The sequence below is a fragment of the Parabacteroides sp. KHUB-01 genome (assembly GCF_056640935.1).
Window position 1 is genome coordinate 1504731 of record NZ_CM153256.1, and the last position, 13134, is coordinate 1517864.

A 13134-nucleotide genomic window follows, 5' to 3' on the forward strand; every position below is an offset into this window, starting at 1 on the left:
AATAAAACTACTATATCGCAATATCTTTTTGTCAAAAAAAAAATACAAATCTATTAGTTGAATAACCATATATATACCTAATAAAAAATATTTATTATGCATAATTTTTTCACTCCTTCACGCCCTCATCTCCCCCCACTTATCAAACTCCTGCATCAGCAGCCACGCCATAGCCTGGGATTTTATGATATACTGACAAGCATGTTCCGGGATTTTAAGATCACCTGTTGGTTTGAAATCCTTGAAACGCTCCATGGCTTCCAGTTTCTGCTCGCGGGTGTGATGGATAATTCCACGGTCCTGCAAAGTTTTGTAGATATATGGCGGGCGAAGCAATTCCAGATTTTCTCCGTTTTTGTAGCGGCGGAAGGCTTCGCGGGCGTATTCCAAATCCCGGTCGGCGGAAGAAAGGCTGTTGTCGGCGGAAAGGGCTTTTTGCTGTTCTTCTTCCTGAATCCTCTTGCGCACCTGTTGGCGAATATCGCTTGTTTTGTATTTTTCAAGCCAGGTTGTGAATGTCCAAAGATTTATTCCGCTAAAGCGTCCTAAACGTCCTTTTGCTCCGTTTTCAAAGCAATATTCTATTTCCTTGCATGTCAGATAAGAATAACACTGAAAAAGGTCTGATACGAGTTTTGCAGAAATTACACCAACCGCCTTTTCTTCATAAGTCTGATAACCGACCATAAAATAGCATTGCACTATCTGGGACGATACAAACTCGGTCAACTCTTTCTGGCTCATATCTTTTATCTTTCTATCATGCATTGCTTTATAAAGCATCATTTCTTCATAACTGTTTTCCATATCACAATCCTCCTCCATCTAATAATCGTTGGGCAATAACACTCGCTTTTTGAGCACATTCCATAGCCTCGTCAACCTTCGATTTCTTTTCTTCACGAATCTTACGGGGCTTTGAATTTTGCTGTTCCAATATCTCCGGAACTGACTGGAATTTCAGGTATCTCCACCAGTTTATCAGACGGCGTTTATAGTCGTTGATGTTAAGCATCGAACCGGTTTCGCCGATTGACACTATGTGCTGTTCAAAATAGTCCATAATTTCTGGCAGCAGTCTTAACACCGGAGATCCTTTCCCGCTGCTTCTGACAACGCTGCTCAGCCATTCTTCGTCTTTCAGAAGCTCGGCATTCCACTTCTTGCAGTTTTCGCTGAATGAGTTCGGCTTTTTAATTTCTTCCTCTGAAACTATAACTCCATTTGCTTCTCGCGCGCACGCGCACGCGGAAGAAGAAGAAGAAGAAGATAAATTTTTTACTTTACTTTCTTTTACTATACTTTCCTTTACTTTACTTTTCTTTACTTTACTTTGTTCATTTTGCGGAACTATTTTTGCATTTTGCGGAGCAATTTCCTCACTTTGCGGAACATTTTTGTGCTTTTGCTCTCCGCAATACATTTTTCTTACTTTTTCTGTAAGATATTCCGGATTGTCAACAGACTTGTTTCTGCGTTTTGTTATCGCCGTGAAAAAGCATATTTGAATTTCTTCGGATGTAAGAATATGGTATTTATTGTATAAATCCTTATCAAAAATACCTTCTTTCAATAAGGAATCCACTATTTTCTGAATTTCATCAGAACTGAATCCCGACGGGAATGTGCAACTGAACACCTTGCAAATTCTATCGTCCCAATCTATATAAAAACTATTCTTATAAATTTTGCATAGCAATTTCAGTATTACTGCGCTTGATGCCATTCCAAAATCACTAATTATCAATAGTATTTTATCATTTTCTAAAAAATCAACGCTAAGCGGGAAATATTGTAATCCCTTTATCATTGTAGCCATATTTAACGTTTTTAAATGATTAGTTTATTAGTTAGCAATTTATCAAGGCTGAAAGCCTTCTTATAGCCCAGGGTGTAAGCCCTGGGTCTGGCATAAGATCGAGAAACGGAGCGCTGAAAGTGCGACACCAAAATCCAATTATTTCGCTCCTTCAGAGCTTGTTTTTGGATGGCGGTTAGTGACCCAGGGCTCACGCCCTGGGCTATGCTAAAGGCTTTCAGCCTTATATCCCTTGTCTCTGTAGCCTTCTCCGTTTCGGGGGATTTGCAATCCACATTATTGGAACGGGATTACAAATCCCGAATAACATACACATTGGATTACAAATCCAATGGAACGGAAGAATCAATTTTCAATTTTCAACTTTCAATTTTCAATTTACTATTGACCGCCCTCACAATCAACCGCACTGTCTTAACCGTCAACAACTCCGACGGCAAAACACGGATAAGCAACCAACCGCAAGCGGCTGCCTCATTGTATTTTTCCATATCACGCAGGAATCCTTCAGGGCGGAAATGGCGACCGCCATTATAGAGACCGCCTTCAACCTCTACGGCAACTTTTGCTTCGATGATTGCAAAATCGAAGCTCCAGTCGCGCGTGGGATGGAAACGGTGCTCCGCAACGACATGAAAGCCGGTGTTGCGGAACACCATATCGTCAAGCGGCGAATAGCTCATTGTAGTCTATCAGGAATTGCTCAGCTTCTTGCTGAGAGTCGAACATTTTCACCTCATACGTGTTCATCCGGTTGTCGAATGCTATCCAGGCATTGTTGGCTTCTTCATAAAAATATCCGTAATCGTGGTGATAATCAAAATGATAAGCACGGCTCAGACGTTCGCCAACATTCAGCTCATTGTACTTTTTCTTTGCCTCATTGTCGAAAAGGCAGGAGTTCATAAACTCCCGCACTTTTTCTGCATTAATCATGTGGTATTTCATAATTACGCAACTTTTTTAGGTTCTACATTGGTGTTTTCTATTGTCAGGAACTTGTCCAGTCCGTAACGCTTGCCTTTCGTGATGTAGAGCAGTGCTTCACGTTCGCAAAGTGACATATCTTCAAGAAGGCGGTCTATCCATGCATATTCATCTTTGCCAAGATGCAGACGTACAGACATATTGGTCGTTGATTCATAATTCACTGAAAGATGGGCATATATAGTCAGCAGCTCACTGTTTCCCGACGGTTGGCGATAATATCCGTCAACAACAAGATTATGATAACTTGTTCCCGTGATTTTTTCAATATGGAATGCAAGGTTTTGCATTGCCAACGCAAATTCTTCGTGAATAGGCGCTTCGTTGAAATAAACTGTGCGATAAGTATCGTCGTTTTTTTCATCAAAAATTTCCATTTCTACTTTTAAGTAGTTACTTTTGACGGAAATTTGGTAAATCGTTTTATTTTTTTCCATAAATAGATGATTTATTAGTTTTACAATTTCCAAACAATGAGTTCACAGAGACACTGAGCATTAATACTATCTTTGCACAATTTCTTAATCTCTGAGCCTCTGTGGCTCTTTGTTTTTTATTTATACTTAATTCCTTAATCTCTTGATTTATTAACTTTTCCATAATCATGCAGCTTTAGGTTCTTCTTTATACTCCACGCATGGAGAATCAATTCTAACTCCTTTCCTAGCCTGTTGTTTCGCAAACATCAGCATCGGGTGCATTATGCGGCGAAGGTCTGCATCGGGCAATCCCTTGCCGACATTTTCCCACCAGAATTTGAAGAGTTCAACATATCCGTCAACGGTAAGAGCTTCAGGTATCAGTTCCATTTCAACGGCGTTCAGTTGCAATGATGCAAGACCAGACGTACGGCGTTCAGCAGCACGGTTGTAGGCTTCGGCTTTTTTCTTCTCGTCAGTAATTTTACTGATACGCTTTTGCGACATCTCGTAATTCTTCTGAAGACGCGCAGCTTCGGCTCTGGCTTTTTCAGCCACACTCCTCAGATACTGTTTCAAAACAACATTGCAATTGTAAGCCGGCGAATCCGTTTTCTTCGGATCAATAGCATTTTCAAGTGCAACAAGCTGCTTTTGCAATTTAGTCAGCGTATCAGTGAACGGTCTGCGTTTTTCGTGCATCGTACGGACTGTACTTGAGCATTCGGAAATGTAGGTGCGGATTTCTTCGGCTAGATTTTCATTCATACCATAAGTTTCAGCTTGAACAAAAAGTTTTTCACCTGTGGTCTTAACAGCAACACTTTTTCCGGCGTTTTCGTTTAAAACGGTCTCAAAAGAATTAAGATTCAATTTGAGCAATTCCTTTTTGTTTTTTTCCATATATTTTGATTTATGGTATTGGTAAGAGGACTATTCCTCTTATCTTATAGTAACAAATATAACGATATATTTTTTAACTACAAAATATTTATACTATTAATTTACAATATATTTAATTTTTTCTGTTATTGTTTTTTTATTTAAAATATGTTTATACCTTAGCACTACTTTGATATACTAGTGCCTATCCGAACCTGTGCGGAAATACGTCCGTATTTATTAACACGCGGGGCAATATATATGACTCCATGGGGTCGGACCTACAAAAAACGCCTTCGGGGCTTTTGAGATATAAATAAGGCTGCAAAATGACGTAACACGACAATCGCAAGCCGTCAGAACATATTTTGGCGGGCAAAAATTTTAAACTTTTGCAGCTATGAGAACATTCATTATTTTATTATTACTGTCAAGTATGGCAAGTTGCCAGTCTTCACGCAAAACCGCCGTGGAAAATATATCTGAAAACAGAAAAATAGAACTGGAGAAATTAAGCACAAGGAAAGTGGATATTCTTCCAAGTAACGTATCAATGAAAATCCCTACGATAAATGGTGTGATCAACGAAAATCCGCCGGGAAGTTCCTACAACGCACGCAAAGGCAACGCATCCGTCAGCGTACGGTTCATACGTGATACCCTTTTTGTTGAAGCTAACTGCGACAGCCTTTCACAAATCATTTGGGAATACGAAAGGAAAATAGGAGAAATGCAAAATTCGGAAATAACCGGCAAAACAGAATCCGAAATTAAAAGCTTCGGTGTTCAGAAATATTTCCTTGCGTCTGCTTTTATCATTGCGATTATAATGCTCTTGAGATATAAAGGAGTATTTCGGAAACCGTAAGCGGACAGATGCGGACAGTGGGAAAAATGGGGGCGGTAACTTTGCAATAGATTTAAACATGGAGACAAGAATTAGAATTGAAGCGCTCCTTCAGAGCTTGTATGTGGGTGGCGGCTGGTGACCCAGGGCTCACGCCCTGGGCTATGCCAAAGGCTTTCAGCCTTATACCTCCGTTCCAACGGATTTGCAATCCGTTGGTTAATATTGGTGGATTTGAAATCCACACCATTGGAAACGGGATTACAAATCCCGAATAAATTTCCATTGGATTGCAAATCCAATGGAACGGAGGCTTTCAGCCTTATCCCCCTTGTTTCTGTAGCCTTGTCAACTCGTTAACTCATAAACTAACAAACTTATAAACTCAAAAACTTAAAAACTTATGCCAGTAAAGTACCGTTTAGTAAAAAGAAAAGTAAGTGACCTCAAAGGTGGTCCGGCAGTTGAAAAATCCTATGCACAGACTGTCTACAACGCAACTATCGAGTTGGAAGATGTCTGTGAACTGGTGTCGATGCGTTCGTCAATGTCGAGCGCAGACGTGAAAAGTATCATCGATTCGCTCAACTACGTGCTTGCGTTTGAGATGAAGAAGGGAAACATCGTAAAATTGGGAGAAATCGGAAACTTCCGCCCGTCCGTATCGTCAATAGGTGCAGGAGAAGGCGAAGAATTCTCGGTGGCAACCAATATGCGAAAGTCAAGAATCGTGTTCACTCCAGGCAAGCTGTTGCAGAATATGCGTTCAGGATTGTCATATTCCGAAGTTGAGCCGGTTGTGGTAACTGAAGTTTGCGACAAGCCTCATTTGGAGTAAATCCACTGAAAAGCAGTATGTTTTGCTTGTTTTTATCATAATTTTTCACTATTTTTATATTATGAAAAACAACGCATTACATATGAAAGAACTGGCGGTTATGTATTTTCCGAACAGCACCGCCAGTTCGGCACGCCGCCAACTAAAGCGTTGGCTGATGCTCAACACTACGCTTTGGGAGTCGCTTCTCGAAGCAGGTTATATCAACGGACAGCGAGTTTTTACGCCGCTCCAGGTTAAGTTAATCTTTAAATATTTGGGAGAACCGTAGTCAATGCCTGTAAATTACAAATTGATCAAAAAGAGCACCGGTAAATTCGGTGCAGAAAAATCCGAAAAATATTATGCAATAATAGCACACAGTGGAACTTTCAATTTAGAAGATGTTTGCGAAGCTGTGGAAAACCGTTCGCATCTGAACAGTGCTACTGTAAAATCCATACTAGACAGCTTCTGTTACATAATTCGTAAAGAGCTTCAAGAAGGGAAGATTGTCCATCTTGGAGAATTAGGTAATTTCCGCCTCTCCATGTCTTCTGACGGAGTGGAAAATCCGAATGAGTTCGGAACAGACAATATCAGAAGCACAAGCCTTATCTTCTGCCCCGGCAAGAAAATCAAACTAAAAAAAGATTCTTTAAGATTCAGACACGTTGCAGAATGATACAATTATATATTGCCGTAACGCTTTGCCTCAGTGGTATAATTTTATTGTTTCTTGGTTTCTGGGTTCCACCACAAGGAGAGATTGATTCTTCTGTCCTGGTTGCCTTCGGTGAGGTTTCGACATTTGCAGGGGCGTTGTTCGGGGTGGATTATAAATATAGGGACAAGAGATCAGATACAAGGGGACAAGGGGAATAATTATCAAGGCTGAAGGCCTTGGGTTTATAGCCCGGGGTGTGAGCCCCGGGTTACGATGCACCTACTCTCCCATCACAGCTCTGAAAGAGCGAGGTTAAGCATCTAGGTGACGCTCCTTCAGAGCTTGTTTTTGGGTGGCGGCTAGTGACCCAGGGCTCACGCCCTGGGCTATAAGAAGGCTTTCAGCCTTATACTCCCTTATTCCTATAGCCTCTGTTCCAACAGATTTGCAATCCGTTGGTTAATATTGGCGGATATGAAATACACATTATTGGAGAACGGGACAATCCATCAAGGCTGAAGGCCTTGGGGTTATAGCCCGGGGTGTGAGCCTCGGGTTACGATGCACCTACTCTCTCATCACAGCTCTGAAAGAGCGAGGTTAAGCATCAAGGTGTCGCTCCTTCAGAGCTTGTATTTAGGTGGTGGCTAATGACCCAGGGCTCACGCCCTGGGCTATGCTAAAGGCTTTCAGCCTTATATTCCCCTTGTTTCTGAAACCTTGTCAACTCGTTAACTCGTCAACTTGTCAACTAAATTAAAAATCTATATGCTATACAACACTATTAAACTATCACCAAATTTCAACTTATCCGAACTAATTCATTCTCAGACCGCTATTGAAAACGCAATAGATAATACGCCTGATGAAAAAAGTTTGGAAAGCCTCAAAAATCTTTGTAAAAATCTTTTACAGCCTTTGCGTGACAAGCTTGGGAAGCCTATTCATGTCACAAGTGGTTATCGTTGCAAAGAGCTTAACCGTCTTGTTGGTGGTGTTCCGACGAGCCAGCACACTAAAGGTGAAGCTGCGGATTGTTATTGTACGGATGGTCCGGAATTTCTGCTTCAAGTTCTTCTCGACTCGGGGCTGGAGTTTGACCAGGCTATTGTTTATAAGAAGAAACGATTCTTGCATTTGTCTTTGAAAAGGAGTGGCGGGAACAGGAAGATGGTTTTAAGAAAGAATTAATAACTATAGAATAAATCCTTTCCGACGGATTAGTCATCAAGGCTTTCATCCTATTCCACAAACTCCAAATAAGTCCAAATAGGATAATGGTCGGAATATTTTATTTTTTCGACAGTGCAATTATATGATTTCATATTAGGTGAATGAAATATATTGTCGATGCGGAACCAGAACATATTTTCGTTGTAAGAAATGCCCAATCCCCTGCCCGATTCCACAAATGAATCTTTCAGATTACCAAGGATTGTGCGGTGAGTGTAAGACACAGGTGTGTCGTTGAAATCTCCACAAACAACGACATAGTCGGTTTGTGCATTTTCAATTTCCTTAGCGATTTTTTCTGCCTGACGTGAACGGATTACAAATGCGGGGCCCAGCTTCTGAAGGATTGTTCCCTTCAGGTCGTTGAAATGCTTGGAATCCATCGATTTCATAAAGTCCTTATATCTTGAACGGTCCTCTGTGGTGAGTTTGAACGATTCGAGATGATTGTTTATGAGGGTAATTTTCTTGCCTTTCACGTTCACCTGGTGAATGGATGAACGGTTGGTGTTGCTTTTATATGAAATCTGACGGCTCTTGGAAATAGGGTATTTCGAGAAAACGGCAATTCCCGTTTTTTCACCGCTTTTGAATATCGAACGGTAGGGATAGGCTTTAAGCGCCTTGAATATTTTTGAACGTGAAGGATAATCGCGCTGGGTGAACTCCACATATTCCTGAAGGCAGATAATATCAGCTCCGGAATTTGCCAGATATGATATAATGGGATTTGCCTCTTCTGAAGTATGCTTTTTGTACGCGAAGCTCATTATATTATAGCTCAACACTTTTATTGTGTTTTCCTTGGGGATATCTTTTTGTGGCGCATTAAGCGGCAAATAGTTTGAAACTGCATGCCAGCAGAGAATCAGTGCAGAAAGGCTGACAAGCATGTTTTTCTTCTTGCCGAAAAACAGCCAATAAAACATAAAGCACAGGGTGGCGAGGGCAAAAAACGGGAAAAGAAGTCCCATATAGGCGAACGGCAAAAACTTTACCGGCGACACACAATCCGAGTATGCCGAGGCAACAAAAAGCAAAGCGCAAATCACGTTTGCCGTCAGCACGAATGAATGTAGCAACCACCTAAGGAACTTCATAATTATCTATCCTCCTCAATTTATTTTTTACTTGCGTCAAACAGCTGTTTTTTCTCGTCGGACGAAAGACTTTGATATCCGGAGCGTTTCAGTTTGTCGAGTATTGCGTCCAAATCTGCCTGTTCGCTGTTTTTGCGTGCGTTGTATTCGTAGTCCGATTCCCGCTTGTAGGAAACATGCATTCGCGGGCGGCGGCGTTTGCCTATGTTTACGAGCACGTCGAGCATTTTGTTCAACGGACGCGTAAGGTCACGGCCCGAATTGTTGTAACTAAGGGCAAACAGCACTCCGAACAATGCGCCTCCGATATGCGCCCAATGCCCGCCGGCATTCTGTGAAGTTACGGAAAGCATATCGAGAAACAGCGAAAACAAAGCCAGATAGAGAAGACGGACACGGCCGATAAAAAGAAGGTCCACAAATCCGTTTTTCCATATCAAGGCTATCGAAAATACTATTGCCATGACCGATGCTGAAGCTCCGAGCAGCGAGCTGAAATCTACCACATTGCGGAAATATGGAAAAACATTGTATGCCACCATGAAGAGCAAGGCTCCGGCAATTCCTCCGAAAAGATATACTCCCAGCAGCTGGCGCTCGTTCATATAGTCCAGAAACATTTTGCCAAACCAATAGAGCCAAAGCATATTGAACAGGATGTGCAACACATCATAATGTATGAACATATATGTGAATATTGTCCACGGACGTGTTATGAAGACTGCCGGCGATGCCGGAAACTCCAGATACTGCAGGATGAAATCTATATTGGTGTTGAACAGGGTGCAGAATATTCCTATCACCCGTATCAGCAGAAACACGGCAACATTCAGCCATATCAGGCGTGTGAGAATGGAGCCCTGGCGGAATGTGTTGCGTATGTTAGTAAAAATATCTTCCATTTTTGAAATCCTTGTTTTTCCAATATTTTATAAGTACGTATCCGAAAAGCATACCTCCGAGGTGCGCGAAATGGGCAACACTGTCGCCACTGAAATTTGCCACGCCCATAGTCAGTTCGGCAAGACCGTAGAATATCACAAAATATTTTGCCTTAATAGGTATCGGTATAAACATAAGATATAAAGGTACGTTTGGGAAAAGCATACCGAACGCAAGCAATATGCCGAACACTGCTCCGGAAGCTCCGACTGTAACAAAGAGGTCATAGAATTCCGGCTTTGTGAGTATTCTGCCTCCGCCGATGTTTATCATTTCCTGAGGTGCGGATATAACATCACGGAAATCGTAAAGCCATGTAAGTTCCTGGATTATTCCGGCACCAATGCCCGTTACCATATAAAATATAAGAAAGCGTTTCGGTCCCCACACATTCTCAAGAACACGTCCGAACATATAAACTGCAAACATATTGAAGAATATATGCGAGAAGCCGGCATGCATAAACATATATGATACAAGTTGTATGATATTGAAATCCGGAGCCAAAGGGAAGTGAAGACCTAAAAGGGCTGTGAGGTCGATTCCCACACGAGGAAGGGCAAGACTTGCCACCCAGAAAAGGAAATTGATAATTATAAGATTTTTTGTTACAACCGGGATTTGATCCAAAAATCCTCCGCCATTCTGATTCATCATAATTCTATAAAACGATTTTTCTGTTTTTCAAACTTTCAATTCTTTCTCTTATTCAGACAAAGGTATATAAAAAAGTGGAAGTTGCAAGACGTTTTATACGCCAAGCAGTAACGATAAAAGACTCAAAAACATAAAAAATGGAGAAAAAAACAACTTCGGACAAAAAAAGACTCTATTTCTTTTGTTTACAAGCAAATAAAAAGTACTTTTGGGCGGGAGATAGATTGAGGGAACCAAGGAGATAATACTTGTTTCCTGAAATCTTGTTAACTTGTTGAGGAGTTAAGTAGTCAAGGAGTTAAGTAGTCAAGTAGATAATACTTGTTTTCTGAAGCCTTGTTAACTCGTCAACTCGTCAACTTGTCAACTCAAAAACTTAAAATAATTTTTCTATGAACAAGACAGATTTCATCAACGCCGTTGCTGAAAAAGCAGGCTTGAGCAAAGCTGATGCAAAAAAAGCTATTGATGCTTTTGTTGAAACAGTATCTAACGAAATGAAAGAAGGCGGAAAAATCGCGCTTCTAGGTTTTGGTACTTTCTCCGTATCTGAGAAAGCAGCTCGCAAAGGTATCAATCCTAAAACAAAAGAAACTATTGAAATTCCAGCTCGCAAAGTTGTGAAATTCAAACCGGGAAGCGAACTTAACGAAAAAGTCAACTAATCAGGCTAATAGTTTTAAAAATGTTCTATATCAAAGGCGTAGGGAATTACAATCCCTACGCCTTTATTTTTTCCGGCGAAGCTCTGCTATTGAATATGTTGAGATAAAAACGTAACTTTGCAGGGGAAAAAGCACAGAGACACAAAGACACAGAGTTTTTTAATATACTTTGAAATTTAATTCTCCGTGTCCATGTTTCAACAAAATAAAAACTTATTAACTCAAAAACTCAAAAACTCAAAACATATGATTATTGAAAAGCAAATATCCAACTCCGTAATTACGGCTATAAAGGAACTGTACGGTGCGGAAGTGAACGAAGCACAGGTTCAGCTGCAAAAGACTAAGAAAGAATTCAAGGGACATCTCACTCTTGTTGTGTTCCCATTCTTGAGAATGTCGAAAAAATCCCCGGAGCAGACAGCTCAGGAAATCGGCGAATATCTGGTGAAAAACGAACCGGCTGTTGCCGAATTCAATGTAATCAAAGGATTCCTGAACCTTACGGTTGCCTGCGGTTGCTGGATTGAGCTTTTGAACGACATCAACTCTCAGGAACACTATGGCATTGTGAATGCCAACGAAAATTCTCCTCTTGTGATGATTGAATATTCATCACCGAACACTAACAAACCGCTTCACCTGGGACATGTGCGTAACAATCTTTTGGGTTACAGCTTGTCTCTTATAATGGCTGCAAATGGAAACAAGGTGGTGAAGACTAACATCGTCAACGACCGTGGTATTCATATCTGTAAATCTATGCTTGCATGGAAGAAATGGGGTAACGGAGCAACTCCTGAATCAACAGGAAAGAAGGGCGACCATCTTATCGGTGACTTCTATGTGCTGTTCAGCAACAAACTGAAAGAAGAGACTGCTGCTCTTGAAGCTAAAGGCATGACTAAGGAAGAAGCTGAAGCTGCTTCACCATTGATGCAGGAAGCAAGGGAAATGCTTCGCAAATGGGAAGCTGGCGACGAGGAAATCCGCTCTCTTTGGAAGATGATGAACAGTTGGGTTTATGCCGGATTCGACGAAACTTACAAGATGATGGGTGTTGGTTTCGACAAGATTTATTATGAATCTGAAACTTATCTGGAGGGACGCGACAAAGTGCTTGAAGGTCTTGACAAAGGTATTTTCTATCGCCGCGAAGACGGTTCAGTATGGGCTGACCTTACAGGCGACGGACTTGACGAAAAGTTGCTGCTTCGTGCTGACGGTACTTCTGTTTATATGACTCAGGATATCGGTACTGCAAAACTGCGTTTCGATGATTATCCTATCAACAAGATGATATATGTTGTAGGTAACGAGCAGAATTATCACTTCCAGGTTCTTTCAATCCTGCTTGACAGACTTGGCTTCGAGTTTGGAAAAGGTTTGGTTCATTTCTCTTACGGTATGGTGGAACTTCCTGAAGGTAAGATGAAGAGCCGCGAAGGTACAGTTGTTGATGCTGATGATTTGATGGAAGAAATGATTAATACTGCACGCGAAATTTCTCAGGAATCAGGCAAACTTAATGATTTGTCTGCTGAAGAAGCTGAAAATATCGCACGCATCGCAGGTTTGGGAGCGCTGAAATATTTCATCCTGAAAGTTGACCCACGCAAAAATATGACTTTCAACCCGAAAGAATCTATCGATTTCAACGGAAACACCGGTCCTTTCATCCAATATACTTATGCACGTATCAAGTCTGTACTTCGTAAGGCTGCAGAACAGGGTATCGTTTTGCCGGAATCTTTGAACGGCAATATCACAATCTCTGAAAAAGAAGAAGGTTTGATTCAGATGATAGCAAACTTTGCTTCTGTGGTTAAAGAGGCTGGCGATACATATAGCCCTGCATGCATAGCAAACTACGCTTATGATTTGGTGAAAGAATATAACCAGTTCTATCACGATTTCTCAATTCTTCGCGAAGAAAACGAGGATATGAAGATGTTCCGCCTTGTTCTGTCGGCTAATGTGGCTAAGATAGTAAAGGAAGCTATGGGATTGCTTGGCATTGAGGTTCCGGAAAGAATGTAAAGTTCATAAACAAGGAGACATAAATACAAAAACGGATACATCGGTTTTGTCTAATATGA

Annotated in this window: 18 protein-coding genes; 8 read left to right on the plus strand and 10 right to left on the minus strand. The window is 41.1% G+C overall.

Features of this window, described 5'->3' with window-relative positions; all coding sequences use genetic code 11:
- Nucleotides 1-117: 117 nt before the first annotated feature.
- The 7 genes from ACYIAR_RS06765 to ACYIAR_RS06795 all read right to left on the minus strand — a co-directional run bounded on the left by ACYIAR_RS06765 (nucleotide 118) and on the right by ACYIAR_RS06795 (nucleotide 4128).
- The gene (locus tag ACYIAR_RS06765; RefSeq protein WP_480332911.1) at nucleotides 118-807 is read right to left on the minus strand and encodes a hypothetical protein; all 690 of its coding nucleotides are present in this window, start codon (nucleotides 805-807) and stop codon (nucleotides 118-120) included.
- A gap of 1 nt (nucleotide 808) precedes the next feature.
- The gene (locus tag ACYIAR_RS06770) at nucleotides 809-1819 is read right to left on the minus strand and encodes a DUF4373 domain-containing protein (protein ID WP_480332913.1); all 1011 of its coding nucleotides are present in this window, start codon (nucleotides 1817-1819) and stop codon (nucleotides 809-811) included.
- 359 nt (nucleotides 1820-2178) lie between these two features.
- The gene (locus ACYIAR_RS06775) at nucleotides 2179-2502 is read right to left on the minus strand and encodes a hypothetical protein (RefSeq protein WP_480332915.1); all 324 of its coding nucleotides are present in this window, start codon (nucleotides 2500-2502) and stop codon (nucleotides 2179-2181) included.
- Complete coding sequence (locus ACYIAR_RS06780) at nucleotides 2483-2767, minus strand: hypothetical protein (protein ID WP_480332917.1); 285 nt, start codon at nucleotides 2765-2767, stop codon at nucleotides 2483-2485. The genes ACYIAR_RS06775 and ACYIAR_RS06780 overlap by 20 nt, the downstream gene beginning before the upstream one ends.
- A gap of 2 nt (nucleotides 2768-2769) precedes the next feature.
- On the minus strand, nucleotides 2770-3243 hold the full coding sequence (locus tag ACYIAR_RS06785; RefSeq protein ID WP_480332919.1) for a hypothetical protein: 474 nt from the start codon (nucleotides 3241-3243) through the stop codon (nucleotides 2770-2772).
- Nucleotides 3230-3406 carry a hypothetical protein gene (locus ACYIAR_RS06790; protein ID WP_480332921.1) on the minus strand — a complete coding sequence of 59 codons (177 nt, stop codon included), beginning with the start codon at nucleotides 3404-3406 and terminating at the stop codon, nucleotides 3230-3232. Before ACYIAR_RS06790 ends, ACYIAR_RS06785 begins: the two co-directional genes overlap by 14 nt.
- A gap of 2 nt (nucleotides 3407-3408) precedes the next feature.
- The gene (locus tag ACYIAR_RS06795; protein WP_480332923.1) at nucleotides 3409-4128 is read right to left on the minus strand and encodes a hypothetical protein; all 720 of its coding nucleotides are present in this window, start codon (nucleotides 4126-4128) and stop codon (nucleotides 3409-3411) included.
- A 379-nt stretch (nucleotides 4129-4507) separates the two neighbouring features.
- Here ACYIAR_RS06795 and ACYIAR_RS06800 point away from each other — a divergent pair, with 379 nt between their 5' ends.
- The 6 genes from ACYIAR_RS06800 to ACYIAR_RS06825 all read left to right on the plus strand — a co-directional run bounded on the left by ACYIAR_RS06800 (nucleotide 4508) and on the right by ACYIAR_RS06825 (nucleotide 7629).
- Nucleotides 4508-4975: a hypothetical protein gene (locus ACYIAR_RS06800; RefSeq protein ID WP_480332925.1), complete on the plus strand. Its 468-nt coding sequence runs from the start codon at nucleotides 4508-4510 to the stop codon at nucleotides 4973-4975.
- Between the two features lie 382 nt (nucleotides 4976-5357).
- Nucleotides 5358-5792 (plus strand): HU family DNA-binding protein, encoded by a 435-nt coding sequence (locus tag ACYIAR_RS06805; RefSeq protein WP_480330854.1) that lies wholly within the window; start codon nucleotides 5358-5360, stop codon nucleotides 5790-5792.
- 61 nt (nucleotides 5793-5853) lie between these two features.
- The gene (locus ACYIAR_RS06810) at nucleotides 5854-6063 is read left to right on the plus strand and encodes a DUF4248 domain-containing protein (protein WP_480330852.1); all 210 of its coding nucleotides are present in this window, start codon (nucleotides 5854-5856) and stop codon (nucleotides 6061-6063) included.
- 3 nt (nucleotides 6064-6066) lie between these two features.
- A complete protein-coding gene (locus ACYIAR_RS06815; protein WP_480332927.1) occupies nucleotides 6067-6456 on the plus strand; it encodes an HU family DNA-binding protein in 390 nt (129 codons plus the stop codon).
- The gene (locus ACYIAR_RS06820; RefSeq protein ID WP_480332928.1) at nucleotides 6453-6656 is read left to right on the plus strand and encodes a hypothetical protein; all 204 of its coding nucleotides are present in this window, start codon (nucleotides 6453-6455) and stop codon (nucleotides 6654-6656) included. Before ACYIAR_RS06815 ends, ACYIAR_RS06820 begins: the two co-directional genes overlap by 4 nt.
- Before the next feature lie 550 nt (nucleotides 6657-7206).
- Entirely contained in the window at nucleotides 7207-7629 is a 423-nt protein-coding gene (locus ACYIAR_RS06825) for a D-Ala-D-Ala carboxypeptidase family metallohydrolase (protein WP_480332930.1), read from the plus strand.
- Nucleotides 7630-7679: 50 nt separating this feature from the next.
- Here ACYIAR_RS06825 and ACYIAR_RS06830 read toward each other — a convergent pair whose 3' ends face one another.
- From ACYIAR_RS06830 to ACYIAR_RS06840, 3 genes are read right to left on the minus strand one after another with little or no spacing between them, the layout of a single operon-like run.
- Nucleotides 7680-8771 (minus strand): endonuclease/exonuclease/phosphatase family protein, encoded by a 1092-nt coding sequence (locus ACYIAR_RS06830; RefSeq protein WP_480332932.1) that lies wholly within the window; start codon nucleotides 8769-8771, stop codon nucleotides 7680-7682.
- Between the two features lie 20 nt (nucleotides 8772-8791).
- On the minus strand, nucleotides 8792-9673 hold the full coding sequence (locus tag ACYIAR_RS06835) for a rhomboid family intramembrane serine protease (RefSeq protein ID WP_480332934.1): 882 nt from the start codon (nucleotides 9671-9673) through the stop codon (nucleotides 8792-8794).
- Nucleotides 9654-10370: a rhomboid family intramembrane serine protease gene (locus tag ACYIAR_RS06840; RefSeq protein ID WP_480332936.1), complete on the minus strand. Its 717-nt coding sequence runs from the start codon at nucleotides 10368-10370 to the stop codon at nucleotides 9654-9656. Before ACYIAR_RS06840 ends, ACYIAR_RS06835 begins: the two co-directional genes overlap by 20 nt.
- A 392-nt stretch (nucleotides 10371-10762) precedes the next feature.
- Between ACYIAR_RS06840 and ACYIAR_RS06845 the strand changes: the two genes are divergently transcribed.
- Together ACYIAR_RS06845 and argS are read left to right on the plus strand one after the other, a co-directional pair.
- Nucleotides 10763-11035: an HU family DNA-binding protein gene (locus tag ACYIAR_RS06845; protein ID WP_480332938.1), complete on the plus strand. Its 273-nt coding sequence runs from the start codon at nucleotides 10763-10765 to the stop codon at nucleotides 11033-11035.
- A gap of 246 nt (nucleotides 11036-11281) precedes the next feature.
- On the plus strand, nucleotides 11282-13075 hold the full coding sequence (gene argS / locus ACYIAR_RS06850; protein WP_480332940.1) for an arginine--tRNA ligase: 1794 nt from the start codon (nucleotides 11282-11284) through the stop codon (nucleotides 13073-13075).
- Nucleotides 13076-13134: the final 59 nt, after the last annotated feature.

Coding starts and splice junctions, on each gene's coding strand:
- ACYIAR_RS06765 (WP_480332911.1), bottom strand. CDS start 807: ATGGAAAACAGTTATGAAGAAATGATGCTTTATAAAGCAATGCATGAT.
- ACYIAR_RS06770 (WP_480332913.1), bottom strand. CDS start 1,819: ATGGCTACAATGATAAAGGGATTACAATATTTCCCGCTTAGCGTTGAT.
- ACYIAR_RS06775 (WP_480332915.1), bottom strand. CDS start 2,502: ATGAGCTATTCGCCGCTTGACGATATGGTGTTCCGCAACACCGGCTTT.
- ACYIAR_RS06780 (WP_480332917.1), bottom strand. CDS start 2,767: ATGAAATACCACATGATTAATGCAGAAAAAGTGCGGGAGTTTATGAAC.
- ACYIAR_RS06785 (WP_480332919.1), bottom strand. CDS start 3,243: ATGGAAAAAAATAAAACGATTTACCAAATTTCCGTCAAAAGTAACTAC.
- ACYIAR_RS06790 (WP_480332921.1), bottom strand. CDS start 3,406: ATGGAAAAGTTAATAAATCAAGAGATTAAGGAATTAAGTATAAATAAA.
- ACYIAR_RS06795 (WP_480332923.1), bottom strand. CDS start 4,128: ATGGAAAAAAACAAAAAGGAATTGCTCAAATTGAATCTTAATTCTTTT.
- ACYIAR_RS06800 (WP_480332925.1), top strand. CDS start 4,508: ATGAGAACATTCATTATTTTATTATTACTGTCAAGTATGGCAAGTTGC.
- ACYIAR_RS06805 (WP_480330854.1), top strand. CDS start 5,358: ATGCCAGTAAAGTACCGTTTAGTAAAAAGAAAAGTAAGTGACCTCAAA.
- ACYIAR_RS06810 (WP_480330852.1), top strand. CDS start 5,854: ATGAAAAACAACGCATTACATATGAAAGAACTGGCGGTTATGTATTTT.
- ACYIAR_RS06815 (WP_480332927.1), top strand. CDS start 6,067: ATGCCTGTAAATTACAAATTGATCAAAAAGAGCACCGGTAAATTCGGT.
- ACYIAR_RS06820 (WP_480332928.1), top strand. CDS start 6,453: ATGATACAATTATATATTGCCGTAACGCTTTGCCTCAGTGGTATAATT.
- ACYIAR_RS06825 (WP_480332930.1), top strand. CDS start 7,207: ATGCTATACAACACTATTAAACTATCACCAAATTTCAACTTATCCGAA.
- ACYIAR_RS06830 (WP_480332932.1), bottom strand. CDS start 8,771: ATGAAGTTCCTTAGGTGGTTGCTACATTCATTCGTGCTGACGGCAAAC.
- ACYIAR_RS06835 (WP_480332934.1), bottom strand. CDS start 9,673: ATGGAAGATATTTTTACTAACATACGCAACACATTCCGCCAGGGCTCC.
- ACYIAR_RS06840 (WP_480332936.1), bottom strand. CDS start 10,370: ATGATGAATCAGAATGGCGGAGGATTTTTGGATCAAATCCCGGTTGTA.
- ACYIAR_RS06845 (WP_480332938.1), top strand. CDS start 10,763: ATGAACAAGACAGATTTCATCAACGCCGTTGCTGAAAAAGCAGGCTTG.
- argS (WP_480332940.1), top strand. CDS start 11,282: ATGATTATTGAAAAGCAAATATCCAACTCCGTAATTACGGCTATAAAG.